The 20,609-nt window shown below is 35.3% G+C and carries 11 protein-coding genes; 8 read left to right on the forward strand and 3 right to left on the reverse strand.

Going from position 1 to position 20,609, the window contains the following annotated elements; all coding sequences use genetic code 11:
- The first annotated feature begins 40 nt into the window (after nt 1-40).
- Entirely contained in the window at nt 41-394 is a 354-nt protein-coding gene (locus C1S72_RS09300; RefSeq protein WP_104735329.1) for a hypothetical protein, read from the forward strand.
- A gap of 15 nt (nt 395-409) precedes the next feature.
- The gene (locus C1S72_RS09305) at nt 410-1,189 is read left to right on the forward strand and encodes an amidohydrolase (protein WP_104735330.1); all 780 of its coding nucleotides are present in this window, start codon (nt 410-412) and stop codon (nt 1,187-1,189) included.
- Here C1S72_RS09305 and C1S72_RS09310 read toward each other — a convergent pair.
- Entirely contained in the window at nt 1,176-2,732 is a 1,557-nt protein-coding gene (locus C1S72_RS09310; RefSeq protein WP_230401609.1) for an Ig-like domain-containing protein, read from the reverse strand. The two genes, C1S72_RS09305 and C1S72_RS09310, sit on opposite strands and share 14 nt — an antisense overlap.
- Nucleotides 2,733-2,831: 99 nt before the next feature.
- Nucleotides 2,832-3,512: a ComF family protein gene (locus C1S72_RS09315; RefSeq protein ID WP_104735332.1), complete on the reverse strand. Its 681-nt coding sequence runs from the start codon at nt 3,510-3,512 to the stop codon at nt 2,832-2,834.
- A gap of 156 nt (nt 3,513-3,668) precedes the next feature.
- Here C1S72_RS09315 and C1S72_RS09320 point away from each other — a divergent pair, with 156 nt between their 5' ends.
- Nucleotides 3,669-4,553, forward strand: coding sequence for a hypothetical protein (locus tag C1S72_RS09320; RefSeq protein WP_104735333.1), 885 nt, complete (start codon nt 3,669-3,671; stop codon nt 4,551-4,553).
- Nucleotides 4,554-4,616: 63 nt separating this feature from the next.
- A complete protein-coding gene (locus C1S72_RS09325; RefSeq protein WP_104735334.1) occupies nt 4,617-6,158 on the forward strand; it encodes a glycine--tRNA ligase in 1,542 nt (513 codons plus the stop codon).
- A 112-nt stretch (nt 6,159-6,270) separates the two neighbouring features.
- On the opposite strand, the gene C1S72_RS09330 is transcribed toward C1S72_RS09325, so the two are convergent.
- Nucleotides 6,271-9,705, reverse strand: coding sequence for a hypothetical protein (locus C1S72_RS09330; RefSeq protein ID WP_104735335.1), 3,435 nt, complete (start codon nt 9,703-9,705; stop codon nt 6,271-6,273).
- Between the two features lie 122 nt (nt 9,706-9,827).
- Between C1S72_RS09330 and C1S72_RS09335 the strand changes: the two genes are divergently transcribed.
- From C1S72_RS09335 to C1S72_RS09350, 4 genes are all read left to right on the forward strand, one after another.
- Nucleotides 9,828-10,589, forward strand: coding sequence for an exodeoxyribonuclease III (locus C1S72_RS09335; RefSeq protein ID WP_104735336.1), 762 nt, complete (start codon nt 9,828-9,830; stop codon nt 10,587-10,589).
- Nucleotides 10,590-10,608: 19 nt separating this feature from the next.
- Complete coding sequence (locus tag C1S72_RS09340) at nt 10,609-11,565, forward strand: OmpA/MotB family protein (protein WP_104735337.1); 957 nt, start codon at nt 10,609-10,611, stop codon at nt 11,563-11,565.
- Between the two features lie 32 nt (nt 11,566-11,597).
- Complete coding sequence (locus tag C1S72_RS09345; RefSeq protein WP_104735338.1) at nt 11,598-12,635, forward strand: NADP(H)-dependent aldo-keto reductase; 1,038 nt, start codon at nt 11,598-11,600, stop codon at nt 12,633-12,635.
- Nucleotides 12,636-12,837: 202 nt separating this feature from the next.
- A complete protein-coding gene (locus tag C1S72_RS09350) occupies nt 12,838-20,469 on the forward strand; it encodes a T9SS type A sorting domain-containing protein (RefSeq protein ID WP_104735339.1) in 7,632 nt (2,543 codons plus the stop codon).
- Nucleotides 20,470-20,609: the final 140 nt, after the last annotated feature.

Here is a 20,609-nt window from a genome sequence, read left to right on the forward strand (position 1 = left end):
GTGTCTAAAGCTTTATATTCACAAATAAATGAATTAATACATGAAAGGAATAATTTTGTTTTTGGCATTGATAATGTTTAGCTTTAATCTATCTGCTCAAGGATTGAGTGAGAAAGAAACTAAAGCCATTCACAAAGAGCACAAAAAAGCTGAAAAAGAACTGAAGCGTGCTGAAAAAAAGGACAAAAAGGCAGAGAAAGAACACCAAAAGAAAGAAAAAGCTAGAAAGAATTTAGAGAATGCTAAAGAGAAGTATGAAGATAATCAATCTAAATACCTAAAACTTAAAGCCAAAGGAAAGCTTGACGCAGATGCTGAAGAGAAATGGTTAAAGAAACTAGATAAACTAAATGAAAATATTATAAAAACAGAAAAGAAACTTAAACAGACTTAAGCATCAAAAATAACTATGCAAAACCAACTAAAAACAGCCATTATTCAAACCGATTTAGTTTGGGAAGATGCCAAAGCTAATCGTAAAAACTTCGAACAAAAATTTGAAGAACTACCATCAGATATAGATTTGATTATACTCCCTGAAATGTTCACAACAGCTTTTACCATGAATGCTGAAGCAGTTGCTGAAACCATGGACGGGAAGTCCGTTGCTTGGATGAAGAATCATGCAATGCAGTTAGATACTGCTTTAATGGGAAGTCTAATAATAAAAGAAAATGATAAGTTTTATAACCGTATGATTTTTGCTTTTCCTGACGGTTATATAGTTACTTATGATAAAAGCCATACATTTTCTTTGGCAGGAGAAGACAAGGTGTTTGAAGCTGGTAAAGAAAAAGTTATTATTGATTATAAAGGTTGGAAATTGTGCCCATTAATTTGTTACGACTTGCGTTTTCCAGTTTGGTCTAGAAACACTGCAGAATATGACGTAGTGATTTACGTAGCTAACTGGCCAAAACCAAGAATTGCAGCTTGGGATGCCCTTTTAAAAGCAAGAGCTATTGAAAACATGAGTTATGCTGTAGGAGTGAATCGAATTGGGATTGACGACAAACAAAATGAATATTGTGGTCATTCAGCGGTTTATGATGTTTTAGGAAATAACATAACACCTATTAGACCAAACAAAGACCAAATAGAAACTGTGACTCTTGAGAAAAAGCACATTACCTATTATCGTGAAAAGCTCAAATTTCTCAATGATAAGGATACGTTTACAATAATGTAAACTCTACAATCAAATCAAAGTTGGAACGTATCTCTTGTATTTTAGGATAGTAGCTGACACGTTCAGGTTGGCGTCTTTCAAGAAATTTACCAGGATCATATTTGCCGTTTTCATTAGCATCATAGATTACTCTTAAGAAGAGATCACCTGTTTCTAAATGCCTAAAATCAAGAGGCTCTGGTTTGGTGCTATATAATTCATATTTTACTTCGCCTTGCTCTGTTACTAATTGAACAATTGCAGGGTATTCAGCATTTTTTAAAATCACCCGCAGATTACCATAATCCGCAAAAGTTTTGGTGTTTAGGTTATACCTTAAAGTGTCATTAGTGTCACCAAAAAAATCAGTAAAAGCTTCAGGTAGAATTTCAATCTTATAGCGTTCACTTTCTTTCTTTTCAAAGTTGAAGATATACGTGTTTGTAATAGAATCCAACTTGGTCGAAAAAGTTACCGCAAGGGAATCTTTATCCAAAATACGTACTTTCTCTTTATCAAAGTTTGTAAATGGAACCGAGCCCGAAATTTCAAAATCTTGATTAAAATTTATGGATCCGGCTGGTGAAGCAGAAACTGTTAATGTGTCTCTGGTTTGTTCACTTATTTTAACTGTAAAATCTTCAGAGTAGTCAGTATTGGTAACATTAAATAATAATGAATCAACTTCTAAACGTGGTTTATACCAATAATTCAAAGTGTCAGACTTGGCATCTTTTGTAATACGGTATTCATGGTTATCAGGTACTTCAGATAGTACTTTAATTTGGACATTCTTATAAGGACCTTCATAGCCAAACCCTATTTTTTCACCTGAAATTAATCGTGGTCTAATAATTTTAGGATCTAATTCCTCTTTGAATAATTTTAACGTAAAAAGGCTATCCGTCGGGACATCCACATAAGTATCTTGAAAGGCTATTTTATCTGTTTTAGGTTGGAATTTATAATCTTGATTTTCATCCTTTATTGCAACCATCAAATACTTGCCAGCTTTTAAGTTTTCTAAAGTGAAAGTTGTTGTACTATCTAATGTGTTGGTAATATATCTGGGTTGTTTATTATAAATTATAGAATCCGTTAAAGTAGAGTCCACTTCATATAACATGACTGAGACAAAATCATCAGGTTTCTTTAAGGTTGCATCAATAATTTGTCCTTTAACTGAAAGTGAATCTATGTAATCACCCGTTGAAAAAACGTATTTGTAATAAGGAAAAGGATTCTCTTCGTTATTATCAACAATACTATTCCCAAAATTAAAAGCATAGGTAGTATTTGGAGACAGTGTATCCGTTATTTTTATTTTTATGTCTTTACTAGCATTACCCAATGGAGTAATTTCTGGAATAGGATCCATAGGAGGAGAAATAATCAGTTGGCGTTGGAGATTCTTGATTTTTATATATTCATCAAATTGGATTTTAATTTCATCTCCATCAAAATTAACCGATTGATTTTCAGGGTCTGATTTAACAATTGTTGGTGGTGTAACATCTTTAATTCCACCACTAGGCCTTCCTCTATTGGCACAATTGGAAATCATGAGCAATAAAACTATTGTGAAAATAAAATTTAAAAATAAGTTCCGCATTTCTACCAATTATTTGTGCAAAGAAACAACATATTTATCATTAACAAAATATCAAGATGCCACAGCCATTGTTGCAATACTAATTTTAACATTAGGTGCTTTTTGTAAAACCAGAATACAGGATTCCAAGGTGGCACCAGTTGTAACTAAATCGTCAACTAATAAAATATGTTTGTCGGCAATCCGTTCAATATTTTTGGTTTTAAAAACTTCAGGATTATTAAACCATCTGGAAATACGATTTTTGTGAACCTGTGAATTTGTATTGGTTGTTTTTATGAGTACATCTTCTATAAATTCAGCCTGAAGAGTTTTGGCTATTTGTTGTCCAAATAGGCTTACTTGATTATAACCTCTTTTGCGTTGTTTCTTTTTGTGTAAAGGAACAGCTATGACCGCATCAATATTATTGTAATGTCTACAATTGTTAAGTTCATTACCAAGCCAATCACCCAAAAACTGACCTATTTCCTCAAAACCTCTATATTTTAAATTATGAATTAACCTTTGGGTAATACCTTTCTTTTCAAACCACAGTAAGGCTGTGGCTTTTTCAATTTGGCATCGCCCATAAAGAATATTTTCAACTGTTTTGTCTTGGTTAAAATGAAAGTTGGTAACCGGTAAATCATGCCTGCAAGTGGTGCAAATATACAGCTCATTGTCATGAAGCAAATTGTTACAAGCGTAACATACTTTTGGAAAGAATATGTCAATTAGATGCTGCAACATTATTAAAGAATTTATTATAAATATATTACAAGTTTATTATTTCAAACATATTATTTGACCAGCAACTTTGTTTTTAACAAGTTTTTTATCTTTTTATCGATAAAAATCACGCAACACAATCTTAATATTTAGATTCGTAGGATAAAATTAATTAAGATGATAGTTAACCCTCAATTATTTAACTACAGATTAATTATTGGTACTTTGGTGATAGCCATTGTTGTATTAGGGTCGTATAGCTTTTCTAGTTACAACACACTTAAAAATCATGAACAGTTTGTTCAACAAGAAGTTAATCTTGTTCAAAACGAATTATCAGACATGATTGCACTTTATGATGAGGTGAGTGTTGATAACAAGGAATTAGCATTACAGTTACAACAGTCACAATCTAGAATGCAAATTATTCTTGATTCGTTGAAAATGGCAAAAGCTAATTTCCCTTTAATTTCTAAGTATAAAAATGAAATTGCAGTTTTAAAACAAGAACGAAGAAGCTTGTTTAAGCAAATTCAAACTATTCAAAATAAGAACAACGATCTCGTTGAAGAAGCACAGCATGTTTCAGAAAAACTGGAAATACAAGCCAATACAATTACCATGTTGTCTGAAGAGAATGCTAAACTTGAGAGCATTGTCAATGAGGTGACAGCCTTAAAATTAGCCAATATTGATGTTTCGGCGATTATTACAAACAATACAAATTATGATGTTGAGACTACAAAAGCAGTTGAAGCAGATAATTTAGAGGTTTGTTTTACAGTTCAGCAAAATGCTTTCTCGCCAGAAGGGAATAAAGATATTTATGTACAAATTTTGGGACCAGATAACAATGTGGTTTCAGATCGTGGTGCTGTGTCCTTTGGAGATTCGGAATTAATTTACAGTGGAAAAACATCTGTTAATTATAGAAATAAAAACCTTGATGTTTGCACCAAAATCAATGTTAATCAAAAACAAAAATTAAAAAGAGGAAATTATATAATTTCCGTTTTTCATGATGATTTTAAATTAGGATCATCAGAGATAATACTTAATTAACTAATCAATTTTATTTTTCAAGAAACCGTTCCATTAATTGGAGCGGTTTTTTATTTTTGCAGCATGGCAAACAACGACGATCAATTTAAAAAAGTAATCTCTCACGCAAAGGAGTATGGTTACGTATTTCAAAGTAGTGAAATCTACGATGGATTAAGTGCAGTGTATGATTATGCTCAAAACGGCGCAGAATTAAAAAAGAACATTCGTGACTATTGGTGGAAGGCCATGGTGCAAATGCATGATAACATTGTGGGTATTGATGCAGCCATTTTTATGCATCCAACCACTTGGAAAGCCTCTGGTCACGTAGATGCGTTTAACGATCCGTTGATTGATAACAAGGATTCTAAAAAGCGTTATCGAGCGGATGTTTTAATAGAAGATTATTGCGCCAAACTGGAAGCCAAAATTGATAAGGAAATCGCTAAAGCTGAAAAACGTTTTGGTGATGCTTTTAATAAAGAGGAATTTATATCAACAAACGGTCGAGTTCTAGGTTACCAAGAGAAAATTAACACTATTCTATCACGAATGGGCAAGTCTTTAGAAAATGAAGATTTAGCCGATGTCAAAGCTCTAATTGAAGAGCTTGAAATAGCCGATCCACTATCAGGAAGTAAAAATTGGACAGATGTAAAGCAATTTAACCTCATGTTTGGAACCAAACTAGGTGCGTCTGCTGAAACAGCTATGGATTTGTATTTACGTCCTGAAACCGCTCAAGGGATTTTTGTTAATTTCTTGAATGTTCAAAAAACAGGCCGCATGAAAATTCCATTTGGTATTGCCCAAACAGGAAAAGCCTTTAGAAATGAAATTGTTGCCAGACAGTTCATTTTTAGAATGCGTGAGTTTGAACAAATGGAAATGCAATTTTTTATCAAGCCTGGTACCCAAAAGGAATGGTTTGACTATTGGAAGGAAACCCGATTAAAATGGCATAAATCTTTAGGAATGGGAGATGACAATTACCGTTTTCACGACCATGAGAAATTAGCGCATTATGCCGATGCTGCAACCGACATCGAATTTAAATTCCCGTTCGGGTTTAAGGAATTAGAAGGAATCCATTCGCGTACCGATTTTGATTTAAAGCAACACGAAGAATATTCTGGAAAGAAATTACAATATTTTGACCATGAAGAAAATGCGAGTTACACGCCATATGTTTTAGAAACCTCAATTGGTCTGGACCGTATGTTTTTGGCTGTGTTCTCAAATTCATTGGTTGAAGAAGAATTAGATAATAATACCACAAGAACCGTTTTAAAACTACCAGCAGTTTTGGCTCCAACAAAAGCTGCCATTTTCCCATTAGTTAAAAAAGATGGCTTACCAGAAGTTGCTAAACAAATTGTTGATGATTTGAAATGGGATTTTAATGTGTTTTATGATGAAAAGGATGCTGTTGGAAAGCGTTACAGACGACAAGATGCCGTAGGAACACCATTTTGTATAACAGTTGACCATGACACATTAGAAGATAACAGTGTTACCATTCGTCATCGTGATACTATGGATCAAAAACGTGTTAAAATAGACGAGCTTCGAGACATTATTAAAAAAGAAGTTGATGTTAAGGAATGGTTGATGAGAATGTGATTCTGGACGTTGAGGTGTCACATTGAGCTTGTCGAAATGTTCTCGAAACGTCCTTCCAGAATATAAATATCAAAATCCCAGGTTAGCACTTGGGATTTTTTGTTTCACTTTTTTAAAAATAAGCCTTTAACTGAACATTCCCAGTATGTATCACTTTACTGGTTTCAGATTTTCTGCCGTAATAGGTCAGGTTTAAATCTAAATACCTTGTAATTTTTTTCTGTGCCAACACGCTCCAGGTGTAGTTTTTTCCAGGTTGCAAGCCTTCCATCATTTGATATGCCACTGCAGTATTGGCACTACCAGCAAAATCATTTGTGAAATAATTAAATTCGCCACTTATGGCAGACTTTTGAAAGTTAGCAAAGGTGAACGAGGCACCATATTTCTGCTGTTTTAAGGTTTCAAAATTGCTAATAGTATTTTCTTTTGAGGCATATTGAAAAAACACATCAAAACGTGTGTTGTCATTTAAGAGGTATGATAATTTGGGATTCAAGTTGGTTTCGTCAATATCAAAGTTCTTGCTGGCATAGTTTTCACTAATACTGATGTTATTGTTGAAATTAGATTCCAGATTTAGTAACCAACTGGTGGCAAATTTATGTGTAAATTGTAGTTTGTGACTTTTCAGTTTACTTTCAATAAAACCAAAGGATAAGGTGTTTTTTGTGGTGTTTGTCAAATAGGTGTAAGACGTTGTATAGCGTTGCTTCCCTCGATTAAAAAACAAAACACTCCTAAAGTTTTGTTGTAATGCCAATTGATTAGCCTCATCACCACCAAACGGATTTAAGTTAAAGGTATTACCCTCTCGCTTTTCTTTCCTATCAATTAAAAATGAGGTTTGACTATGAAAATGCGATAATACTTTTAAAAAACCATGGCTGCTATTTGACCATTGTTGTGGGTTTAAAGTCAATAATTGGCTCAACCTATTTTGATGGGTTTTAATAAAAACCTGGTTGGGTAACAGCACACGAATATAATCTGCTTCATCCTGAAATTGTGCTATTTCAAATTCCTCCAATTCTTGAATACCATTGTTGTTATAATCAATCCACGTGTAAATACCAGTACCAGATTCCACTTCCACATACGTAAAGTCTTGCTGTGGTAAGGTACCAGAATTGGTTTCAAAAATAGTATTCCAATAAATGAGTTGTTCAAAAAAACGTTGCCCATAAATTAGACGTGAATTTATGGACTGTTCATTTTCTTTATCAGCATCAACATCTTTCAAAACGCGATAATTGGCATAAATTGATAAATTAGTTTGGTTATTTTGAATAATTCTGGAATCTAAATAAACCGTATTCGAGGTATTTACTTTTTGAAGGGTGTTGTTTCTAATGCTATCATTGGTTCGGTATTTGTAGCCAACCTCAGTAAATATTTTGGTGCTATCACCAATGCCTGCAAAAACTTCGTATGATTGAAATCGTTGACTTAATGGTGTGTAAGTGTTAGTTTCTTTTTCTTTTTGCTCATTGTCTTCCAAGCCTATTCGTGTTCCTGTCCAAGCTTTGTTAAAACTATAGGTTACTTGATTGTAGGAACGTAAGAATGTAGAAGTGTTAGTACTAGCCGTTGCCGATAAAAAACTGGAATTTGAAATAATACGCCAACGATCTAAATTGAAATTAAGACCCATCAAATGCCTATTGCCGTTAAAGTTATCAGTGTAATTTAAATGTTCAAACTGATAATTGGCAATACCTTTTTCGGTATGAAATAGGCTTAAACCAGATTTGAAAATCAATTGATTGCCAAAGTTGGTAATATTCTGCGAGCCAGTTTCCAAACCTAAATTCCAGTCACGGTTAAATTCTGCATTATAAATACGCTGAATGGTTCTAAAGTTTTCATTGATATAATCGGTGTCTATATTTGCAGTGATATTCCATAAACTATCATTTTTCACAATAGCTTGATCAATTTTGAGTTTGGCTGCATAACCGTCATTATTGTCATCATCAATACTTGAGAACAAATTTAAATCATTCTTGCTGCCTGCTATTTCAAAGCCAATACTGGTTTTTTCTGTTGGTGTATAAGCACCATTTACAATAGCCAGTTGCAGCTTGGTAGGTGCTACTAGCTGGATAATAGGCTCATAATTTCCCTGTGGAATTCCAGCTATGGGCTCTACATATTCATAAATAGTTGATATAGCATCAATTGAACTTACTATATAATTCCCTTGGTTCTCACCTACTAATGAAAAAGTGACACTAAATAGCACATCATCTGGATTATTGGAAAACACAAAAGCTTCAACACCATTAATAATTTCTTTCTTGTAAAGGATACGATTTTCATTGAAGGCTTCAGGTGTGCTTGAAGGTGCTACCATTAAACTCTTGTCGTCACCAGCTTCAGATAATATTTGAACCTGTTCTTCAGATAGATTTTGCTGCAGCGGATTATTTTTGGAGTCATTTTCACTATAAACACTTACGCCTAGTTTCAATTTGTCACTTGTGTAATTTCCGCCACCAAAAACCACTAAACGCGAATAGTTTCTCTCACTAAATTGGTAATCGACAGTGATTCGCATTTCTGAAGTTATAGGGAAAGTAGCATTAAAGATGATTTCGCCAGCATTATAATCAATAATGTAATCTTTATTTTCACCACGTTCTAATGGTATGCCATTTACATAAACCGTTTCACTTCCCGAAACAATTAGTACATATAACTCTTCATTGGGTCCTCTCAATTTATAAGGCCCTTGATTGCCTTCTTGAGCTATAAACTGACTTGTAGTAAATTGACCTCGCACCAAAGCACCAGCAGCAAATAAATTGGTTGTAGATTCCGAATGGTTTAATCGGGCATTTATAGAAAGTCCTTGAACACGCTTGCTGAAATTTCCAAAATAGGAGTTGTTGTTTTCTAAATCCACATCACCAGCTCGTATTTTCCAATTTTCACTAAACAATTCAATAAACACTTGGTCAAATTCGTCCAAACGCTGTGAATAGCCACTCTCTTGCAAAGGAATATTGGCATCTTGAATAGATGCCCTTAATGATACTTTCTCACTTAATTTACCTGTAACCTGTAAATCCAATTCGCTGTTCAATACCGAATTTTGATTGTTGCCTATAACAATACCACGTGAAATACTTCCGGTAGTTGTTAATCCATCAAATGGTGTGAAATTTGATTTTTCGCTAGGTTGGGAAAGCTTATACAATTTCTGCTGATTGGTTGTATTGGCTAATATGATATCATCTTCTAATTGTCTGTAGGTTTTGGTTAAAAAATCTGGATAAGCTAAATAGCTTATAATTATGGAATCTGATGGGATTGGGTTTGTAATTGTTAAAGTAGCTTTGGTAAAATCAACTTTATAAAAAGAGGCATCAACAAAAGTACTGTCTTTAGTCTTTATTGAAAAAAAACTAGAATTGATACTTACAGAATCGATAACGATTGTGTCAGAAACAGCCACTTTTTTGCTTTTGTAATTAGAGTTTTGGTCTTGAGCAAAAGCACAAAAACCAATAAAAAACAATAAAAGCGTTGCAGTTAATTTCATTTGATACTTAAACTACTTTATATCCAAAATATTTTGTTGATAGTTTTTGTTAAAAGCACTTTAAATTAATAGTGTAAAAGTAACGCATTATTTATTTTAGCTAAAATTCTAATCAACTTAAGATGAAAATCATTTCCTATAACGTCAATGGCATCAGAGCTGCTTTAAATAAAGGCCTCCTTGATTGGCTTGAAAGTGCCAATCCTGATGTGGTTTGTTTGCAAGAGATTAAAGCTATGAAAGAGCAATTGGATTTAAGTGTTTTTGAAGATGCTGGTTATCACTATAATTATTGGTTTAGCGCTCAAAAAAAAGGGTATAGTGGCGTGGCAATTTTAAGTAAGATTCAGCCTAATCATATAGAATATGGAACAGGAATCGAATCTATGGATTTTGAAGGCAGAAACCTTCGTTTAGATTTTGATGATTTCTCCGTAATGAGTTTATACTTACCATCTGGAACCAATGATGCTAGATTGGATCATAAACTAGAATACATGGATATGTTTCAAAACTATATTAATGATTTAAAAGTAGAGATACCCAATCTTATTATTTGTGGTGATTACAATATATGCCATGAAGAAATAGATATCCACAATCCCAAAATGAAAGGAGTATCAGGGTTTTTGCCAGTTGAACGTGAATGGATTGGTAACTTTATTAGAAGTGGTTTTATTGATTCCTTCAGGTATTTACATCCAGAAAAACAAGAATACAGTTGGTGGAGTTACAGAGCCAATGCTAGAGCCAACAATAAAGGTTGGCGATTGGATTATGCAATGGTGTCAAAACCTTTACAAGAAAATATAAAAAGAGCCGTTATACTTTCGGAAGCAGTACATAGCGATCATTGCCCTATTTTATTAGAAATAAGTAACTAACAGATTAATAGCATTTTAAATGAAAAAACAAATTTTAGGAGTTTTAGTAATCGTCATGATAAGCTCCTGTGTATCTCCAAAAGTATATAAAGATTTAGAAAGTAAATACAATACTTTAAAAGATCAAAATAGAGAACTTTCTTCAGAAAATGATGCCCTTCTAAAGGCAAAAAGTCAAGCCTTAAATGATTTGAATGCTTTGCAAAAAGAATATGACGAAACCTTGGCGCAACGTGACAAATTACAGCGTGATTATAACGCCACAAAGTCTAGTTTGGATAATCTAAAAGCATCCTATGATGCACTTGAGAAAAACAGTTCAGCGTCAATTGCTGAAAATGCTCAAAAAAATCGTGAATTATTGGCGCAACTAGAGGCTAAAGAACAAGCTTTGGCAGCTGAAAATGCGCGATTGGAAAGGCTGAAAAAAGAACTTGAAGATCGATCTAATCGTGTTGCAGAATTGGAAAATGTGTTATCTGCAAAAGATGCGCAAATGAAGCGTTTAAAAGATGCTATATCTAGTGCATTGACTGATTTTGAAGGTAAAGGATTAACCGTAGAACAACGTGGTGGAAAGGTTTATGTGTCCATGGAAAACAAATTGTTGTTTGAGTCCGGAAGCTGGGCAGTTGGTTCAAATGGAAGAGAAGCAGTCAATCAATTAGGAAATGTATTGGCAGACAATCCTGAAATCGCAATCCTTATTGAAGGTCATACGGATAATGTGCCTTATAAAGGTAGTGGGCAATTAAGCGGCAATTGGGATTTATCTACAAAACGTGCTACTGCAATTGTAAACATTTTAAGAGAAAATAGTTCAATTAATCCTGAAAATTTAACAGCGGCTGGTCGAGGTGAATATGCGCCAATAGCATCAAACGATACGGCTGAAGGAAGAGCTAAAAATAGACGTATTGAAGTTATTTTAACGCCAAAGCTAGATGAGATTACCAAATTATTAGATGATATGTAATTTTTTGAAATTCAAATCACAAGATCAATCTTATGAAATATACCAATTTACCACATACAAATATTAAGGTCAGTAAAATTTGTTTAGGAACCATGACTTGGGGAAATCAAAACACCGAATCTGAAGGTCATGAGCAAATGGATTATGCACTAGCTCAAGGTGTTAACTTTTTCGATACGGCTGAATTGTATCCCGTACCAGCAACTGCTGAAACCTATGCTGAAACGGAGCGTATTATTGGGAATTGGTTTCACAAAACAGGCAATCGAGACAAGGTGGTTTTGGCGACAAAAATTGCGGGACCTGGAGACTATACTGCACATATTCGTACCAATGGTTTTAGTCGAGATGCTTTAAGGGATGCGGTTCATAATAGCTTAAAAAGGCTTAAAACAGATTATATTGACTTATACCAACTGCATTGGCCTGAAAGACAAACAAATACCTTTGGGGTTAGAGATTACAAGCACAACCAAAGCGACAAATGGCAAGATAATTTCAATGAAATTTTACATGCTTTAAATGAAATTATAAAGGAAGGCAAAATAAGACATATTGGTATTTCAAATGAAAAAGCTTGGGGTGCCATGCGATATCTGGAGGAATCAAAAAGAAATAATCTACCAAGAATGGTTACCATACAAAATGCTTACTCACTTTTAAATCGTGTTTTTGAAGGTGATATGGCTGAACTATCCATTCGTGAAAACATGGGTTTATTAGCATATTCCCCCATGGCATTTGGAGTGTTATCAGGTAAATATATAAAAGGGAATGCTTCAGATAATGCGAGATTGAAATTATTTCCACGATTTTCTCGTTACAGTAGCGAGCAATCAACAGAAGCAACCAAAAAGTACATGGAATTAGCTGCTGAAAACAACATGTCCCTTGCTCAAATGGCACTGGCATTTGTGACACAACAACCCTTTGTAACCAGTAATATTATTGGTGCTACAAATATGAATCAACTAAAGGAAAATATTGAAAGTATCCATGTCAATCTGAATAAAAGTGTTTTGGAATCAATAGATGAAATCCATAAATTGATTCCGAATCCAGCTCCTTGATTAGAGGAAAATGCTATAATCTTCGACAAACAGTTCCTGCTTATATTGTGTTGTCCAATTCAACGAATAAAGAAGTAGTTTGTCATATAGTTCCTCTGTAAACAATCATTTTCATTAATTTTAAGGCTCTATATTTTACGGTCCCAGTAAAATAGTTACAACCTACTGCATTATTAGTCATTAAACCTAACAATTAATAACGATGAAAAAATTTACATTTTCCATCTTATTTGGGTTGATTTCACTTTGTGGGTTCTCTCAAATAGGATTAACTGAGAATTTCGATGGCAATTTAGCTTTACCAGCTGGTTGGACCTCTGATGCCGGCGATTATTTTGGAGCTGTAGTACAAGTCTGCGATGGGTTTTCCCAACGTGTTAACTTGTTCGACGCCAATACCACGGCTCACCTTACTTCTCCTAACATAGTAGGGTCTTCAAATGGCAGTGATTTGACTATCACCTTTGATTATAAAATAGTTGATTGGTCTGCTGCTGTTGATGCTACACCTCCAGGATGGGGAGAACTTCGGGTTCAGTACTCAACCAACGATGGCGGTAACTGGACAACCATAGAAACAATCAATGATGATAATCATATTACATCAAGTGATTGTTTTAATTTTAGTACAGTAGTTCCAGCGGCAAGTTTGCCAAACGGATCAGATTTTAAGTTGCGTTTTGATTCATCTTGGTTAGAAGGAACTTATTACATATATATAGATAACGTTACAGCAACACAGGTTGTTGTAGATCCACCTTCATGTGTGAATCTAATTACACCGGCCAATGGTGCAAATGGTGTTGGTATTAACACTAATTTAGAATGGAGCGCAGCTTCAGGTATTCCAACAGGCTATACATTGACTGTGGGTACAACTCCAGGCGGAACCGATGTGGTAGATAACCAAGATGTAGGTTTGTCAACGTCTTTCAATTTTGCGGCACCTTTAGAGTATTCAACTACTTATTATGTAACAGTATTAGGTTATAATGCAAATGGGCCTGCGGAAGGATGTGAAGAGTTTTCATTTACAACAGGAGCTGATCCAAATGCGCCAGTAGATTGTGCAGCAGGTACACCAATAAATACGGTATTCTGTTATGATAACAATGAGACGATGACCTGGAACTTTCAAAGTTCAGATGGTGGTCCAATGAACGTGTTTTTTAATGCTGGACAAATGGAAGGCTGTTGTGATGAGATTACTATTTATGATGGTACAGACAACACAGGAGTCGTATTATATGATGACAACAATGGTGGAGATATGACAGGTGTATCTGTTAATTCCACAACAGGATTTATATTCATAGAGATAGATAGTGATGGTTCAGTAAGTTGTGCAGCTAATGGATATACACCATTGAATTTTGATGTATCATGTATAGATACCACAGCTGTACCAAACTGTAATTCAGTATTAACAACACCGGCGAATGGTTCGGTTGATGTTAATGAAAACACAGACATCACATGGAGTCCAGCTTCAATCATTGTAACTGGTTATACAATTTCGATAGGAACTACACCAGGAGGAACAGATATACTAGACAGTTTTGACAACGGACCAGCAACAACCTATGATCCGGGGACATTAGATTATGAAACCACATATTATGTAACTATTGTGCCGTATAATGATAATGGTCCTGCGATTAATTGTAACGAACAGAGCTTTACAACAAGGGATGATCCTAATCAAATAGTTGATTGTTCAACTGGAGAAGTTATAAACACAACTTACTGCTATGGTCCAAATGACACGATGGTATTCAATTATGCGAGTAGTGATGGTTCACCTTTATCAGTTGTGTTTAACGCAGGTCAAGTAGAGAACAATTGGGATGAGTTGATAGTTACTGATTCTGATGGAACCGAACTATACAATGGTTATGGTAATGCAGGAAATTTGGCAGGATTGGTATTTGTTTCTTCAGGAAGTACTATAGCAGTTGCTATAAATTCAGATGGTGTAGGAAGCTGTACAACAAGTGGCTATACACAATGGGATATTGATGTTTCATGTGTTGATACTACAGCACTGCCAAACTGTAATGCATCCTTAACAGGTGAAGTCGCAGATGGAACAACTGATGTAAGTGAAAATGAAGATTTAACATGGAGCGCTGCATCTGTTTTTGTTACAGGATATATAATCAACATGGGAACGACTCCGGGAGGTACTGACGTATTAGATGGTGTTGATGTAGGAAATGTTCTTACCTATAATCCAGGTACTTTAGCATATGATACAACGTATTACGTTACTATTATACCATATAATGATAACGGTAATGCAACAGATTGTACAGAGGAAAGTTTTACAACTAGACCAGATCCAAATCAAACAGTTGATTGTGAATCAGGACAAATAGTGAATACAACTCATTGCTACGAAAATGGTAATAATACCTATGTAGAGATATATAGTTATCAAAGTTCTAATGGTAATCCGTTAAACATATTTTTCCATGCAGGAACTATTGAAACTTGCTGTGATACCATAAGAATAGAAGAAGGAGATGGTACTGTTATTTATGAAGGAACAGGAAACGGAGGTGATTTAGCAGGTCTTTCTTTAAACTCTACTGGAGATAGAATAGTAGTATTTGTTGAAGCTGATGGTTCAGTTAGTTGTTCAAGCGGTAGTAGAATAGAATGGGATTTTGATGTGTCATGTATAGATACATCAGCAGTGCCCAACTGCAATGCAGCCCTGACGGGTGAAGTGGTAGATGGATCAATAGATGTAGATGAAGATGAAGATTTGAATTGGAGTCCAGCTTCTATAATTGTTACAGGATATATTATTAATATGGGTACTACGCCAGGAGGAACAGATGTTTTAGATGGTGTTGATGTTGGAAATGTCTTAACATATGATCCAGGTACATTAGATTACGATACGACATATTATGTGACAATTATTCCATACAATGATAATGGTAATGCAACTGACTGTACTGAAGAAAGCTTCACGGTAAGATCAGATCCATTCCAAATCGTTGATTGTGATGCTGGGCAAGTTGTAAATACAACCCATTGTTACGAAAACGGTAACAATACTTATGTAGAGCTTTATAGTTTCCAAAGTTCTTCAGGTTTCCCGTTAAACATCTTATTCAACTCTGGAACGATAGAAACATGCTGTGATACATTAAGAATCGAAGAAGGAGACGGTACAGTATTGTATCAAGGAACTGGAAATGGTGGAGATTTAACAGGTCTTGCATTTACTTCCACGAGTGATACTATTATAGTTTTTGCAGAAGCTGACGGTTCTGTGAGTTGTTCCAGCGGCAGTAGAGAGATATGGGATTTTGACGTTTGGTGTCAAACGTGTGTGCCACAAACCGTAAGTTTTGATGTGGTAAATGGTGATTGTATTACTGACCCTAACAACCCAGTATTTGAGGTTAGTGTTGATGTCACTGATATGGGAAGTGCTGAATCAATTACAATTTCTGATAATCAAGGTGGAGCACCACAAGTTTTAAATGGAGTTGGAACGGTTACTTTTGGCCCTTTTGCGGCTAATACAAATGTTATTATAACTGCCGCAAATACTGATGACCCTAACTGTATCATTGAAAGTAATCCGTTATCATTTTTATGTCCACCACCACCAAACCCTTGTTCTATAGCATATGCTGGAGAGGATACGGCAGTGGATTGTGAAAATCCAGATGCGGAATTGACGGCTAATTTCCATCTTTATGGTCAAGACACTGAAAACTATGATATAAATGCTATTGATACATGTCCAACACCTCCTGTTGATGGAGCAACACCAACAAGTGTTGAAACGGATGATGTGTGGTCTGAAGTTATTGATTTAGGATTTGAATTCTGTTTCTACGGAGGGACTTATGATCAAATTATTGTAGGTTCTAATGGTGTTTTAAGTTTTGAAACAGAGTTTGCTAACACTGGAAATGGTTGGGCATTTGATCCTGAAGATACATTACCAAATAATGATAACCCATCTATTACTGAAGGAAATATCTTTGGTGTAGGTCATGATATTGACCCAAGTGTTTGTGGAAGTATTGATTATGTTGTACTTGGTTCTTCTCCTTACAGACAGTTTGTTGTTAATTATAATGCTGTTTGTCATTTTGGATCTCAATGTAATTCAAATACATCTACCACTCAAATTGTACTTCATGAGTCATCAAATAATATTGATATACATATCTTAAGCAAGCCAACTTGTACAGCTTGGAATGATGGTTTAGCAGTAGTTGGATTACAGAGTGTTGATGATACACAAGGTGTATCACCTCCAGGTAGAAACATGGGTGTTTGGACAGTTGATGAACCAGAATCTTGGAGATTCTCTCCATCTGGAACGCCTAACTATACATTACAATGGTTAGATGATGAAGGTACTGTTGTTGGAACAGAAGATACCGTAACGGTATCTCCAACAGAAACAACAACTTATACGTTTGCCGTAACTTATGATTTATGTACAGGTGGTCAAGCTACAGTTACAGATGATGTAGTTGTAAGTCATACTGGCGGAGGCGGAGGCGATGCTTCATTTACAATGGAAGCAACTTGTGATGGTGGTACTGCAACTATAACTGGAGATGAAGGAGGAACCTTTGCATTCAACCCTGAACCAGATGATGAAGCTGAAATAGATGAAAGTACTGGAACTATAACAGGAGGGACTCCTGGAGAAACCTATACAGTTGAATATACACTAGGCGATGAAAACTGTCCTTCAGTGAGTACTCAAGATGTTACAGTATTGGATGCTGAAGATGCGTCCTTTACTATGGATTCAACTTGTAACGGTGTTACAACTACCATCACTGGAGATACTGGAGGAACATTTAGTTTTAATCCAGAGCCAGGAGATGAGGCAGAGATTGATGCTCAAACAGGTGAAATTACCAACGGAACTCCAGACGCTACTTATACGGTTCAGTACACAACTGCTGGTAATTGTCCAGCCACTAGCACACAAGATGTTACGTTGTTATCTGCAGAAGATGCTTCGTTTACACTAGAAGCTACTTGCGATGGTGCGATTGCAACCATAACTGGAGATGCTGGAGGAACATTTAGTTTTAACCCTGAGCCAGGCGATGGTGCCCAAATAGATTCTGATGGAACTATAACTAATGGAACACCAGGAGCAACTTATACGGTAGAATATACTACAGCTGGTGAATGTGCTTCAAGCAGTTCACAAGATGTAACTGTTTTATCTGCAGAAGACGCTTCGTTTACGTTAGAAGCAACCTGTGATGGAGCTATAGCAACTATAACAGGCGATACAGGAGGAACATTTAGTTTTAACCCTGAGCCAGGCGATGGTGCCCAAATAGATTCTGATGGAACAATAACTAATGGAACACCAGGAGCTACCTATACAGTAGAATATACAACAACTGGAGAATGTCCAGCTAGCAGTTCGCAAGATGTAACTGTTTTATCTGCAGAAGATGCTTCGTTTACATTAGAAGCAACTTGTGATGGGGCTATTGCAACCATAACAGGTGATGGTGGAATATTTAGTTTCAATCCAGAACCAGGAGATGGCGCGACTATTGATCCTGTTACAGGAACTATAACCAATGGGACATCAGGAGCAACTTATACAGTGGAGATTATGACTACTGGACCATGTCCAGCCACTAGCACACAAGATGTAACAGTTTTAGATGCTGAAGATGCATCGTTTGCATTGGAAGCAACTTGTGATGGTGCTACTGCAACGGTAACTGGAGATGCAGGAGGAACATTTGCGTTCAACCCTGAGCCAGGAGATGGTGCTCAAATTGATTCTAATGGCAACGTTACTAATGGAACACCAGGAGCAACCTATACAGTTGAATACACTACTTCAGGGCCTTGTCCAGCTAGTAGCACACAGACAGTAACTGTATTGCCAGCTGAAGATGCATCATTTACATTAGATTCAACATGTACCGAAGCGACAGCAACTATAACTGGTAATATTGGAGGAACATTTAGTTTTAATCCAGAGCCAGGCGATGGAGCAGAGATTAATGAAACAACAGGTACGATAACCAATGGAACATTAGGTAATACCTATACTGTAGAATATACAACTTCAGGTCCTTGTCCTGCTAGTTCAACAGAGACAATTACATTAGAGGATAATGTGCCTCCAGTGGCAATTGCTCAAGATATTACAATTGAGTTAGACAGTTCAGGTAATGTAACTATTACTGCTGAAGATATCAATAATGGATCATCAGATGATTGTGGAATTGCATCAATTTCAATTGACATTGATACTTTCAATTGTGATAACGTTGGTGATAATACAGTGACATTAACTGTAGTTGATGTTGCAGGAAATGTATCAACAGCAACAGCGACAGTTACTGTGGAAGATAACACAATGCCTGATGTTGTTTGTAACAACATTACAGTCTCATTAGACTCAAGTGGAAGTTATACATTATCAGCTGGAGACCTTGATGCTATTAGTTCAGGAAGTAGTGATGCTTGTGGAATTGCATCAATGAGCGTTTCTCAAGAAAATTTCTCTTGTGAAGAAATAGGTGATAATACAGTAACGCTTACTGTTGTAGATGTAAATGGAAATGAGAATAGTTGCGAGGCAACAGTTACTGTTGAAGGTGTTATTCCTGAATTATCAATTACTGAAGAACCACTTTCAGTATTCTGTCAAGGTGTAATTTTAACAGCTGAAAGTGATGTGCCTGTAACCTATGAATGGTCTACCGGTGAAGACACCCAAAGCATTACTGTTACCGAAAATGGAACTTATGGTGTTACAGTGACTTCAGAAACAGGCTGTACAACTTACGCTGAATATTTAGTGACTAGTATTATTGAAGGAACACCTTTATCTGATTATACAATTTTTGCGTCAAATGAAGTTTTCCTTCATGGCAATAATGCTGTTCAATCGGGTGGTGTTGGTGTAGGTAGTGCAAACGGTGAAATTAAGTTACATCAAGATAGTCATATCGAAGATTTTGGTCAAGCTACATCATTTACACTTAACCAAGGTAGTACAATTGGTGAAGAAATAAATAATCCTGCAAATCCAATCATGCCTGATTTTATTTATAATACGCTTTCAAGTAATAATAGTGAAACTGTTAGAATTTCTAATGGAGATACACAAACACTTGATGGAGAAGTTTATGATGAAGTATGGGTAAGAGCAGGAGCAACCGTTATTTTCTCACAACCAAACGTCTTTATTAACAGATTAAAAACGAGCGAAGGAGCTACTATAGAGTTTGAAGGTTGTTCCAATGTATATTTGAATAGCATGTTTATGTTAGCAAAATATGGAACTATCAATTCCAATGGAAATGCTATAACATTCTATGTTAATAATGATGTTCATATTGAGAAAGGATCTGACGTGAACGCAGTCATTTATTCAACAGGTCAGATTTTAGCTAAAGGATCTAATGTCAATAGTAATAACCCTGAACCAACTTACATGACTGGTTTATTTATTGCAAATAAAGTTCACGGTCTTAACAATGTTATTTGGAATGCAGCTGATATATGCGACCCATGCCCAGTATATGATGATGTTTCTCCTCAAAATAGAGAAAGTCAATTTGATGCTGTAGCATGGCCAAACCCATCAAACACAACATTTGATATGAGAATTATCTCTCCAGATGTTAATAATGATGCAGTTGTATATGTTTATGATATGAGTAATAAGTTAGTTCATACTGCTACATTCGGACCAGATCAAAAGCATACTTTTGGATCTGATTTAGATGGAGGAGTTTATATCGTTAAAGTTAAGCAAGCTAAAAACTCTAAAGTAATTAGATTGATTAAATATTAAATTTCATAAAGTTTATAAATTAAAATGCCTGGTTTTACCAGGCATTTTTTTTGCTTTCTCTGAATTATTGGGATTTAATGGAATTTAAGCAAGTTCACTTTAACGATTAATTTTGTCGTTAATCTATTAACTGTGGGTTT

Origin of the sequence: Hanstruepera ponticola (assembly GCF_002940745.1) — a bacterium.
In the GTDB taxonomy this organism is placed as follows: domain Bacteria; phylum Bacteroidota; class Bacteroidia; order Flavobacteriales; family Flavobacteriaceae; genus Hanstruepera; species Hanstruepera ponticola.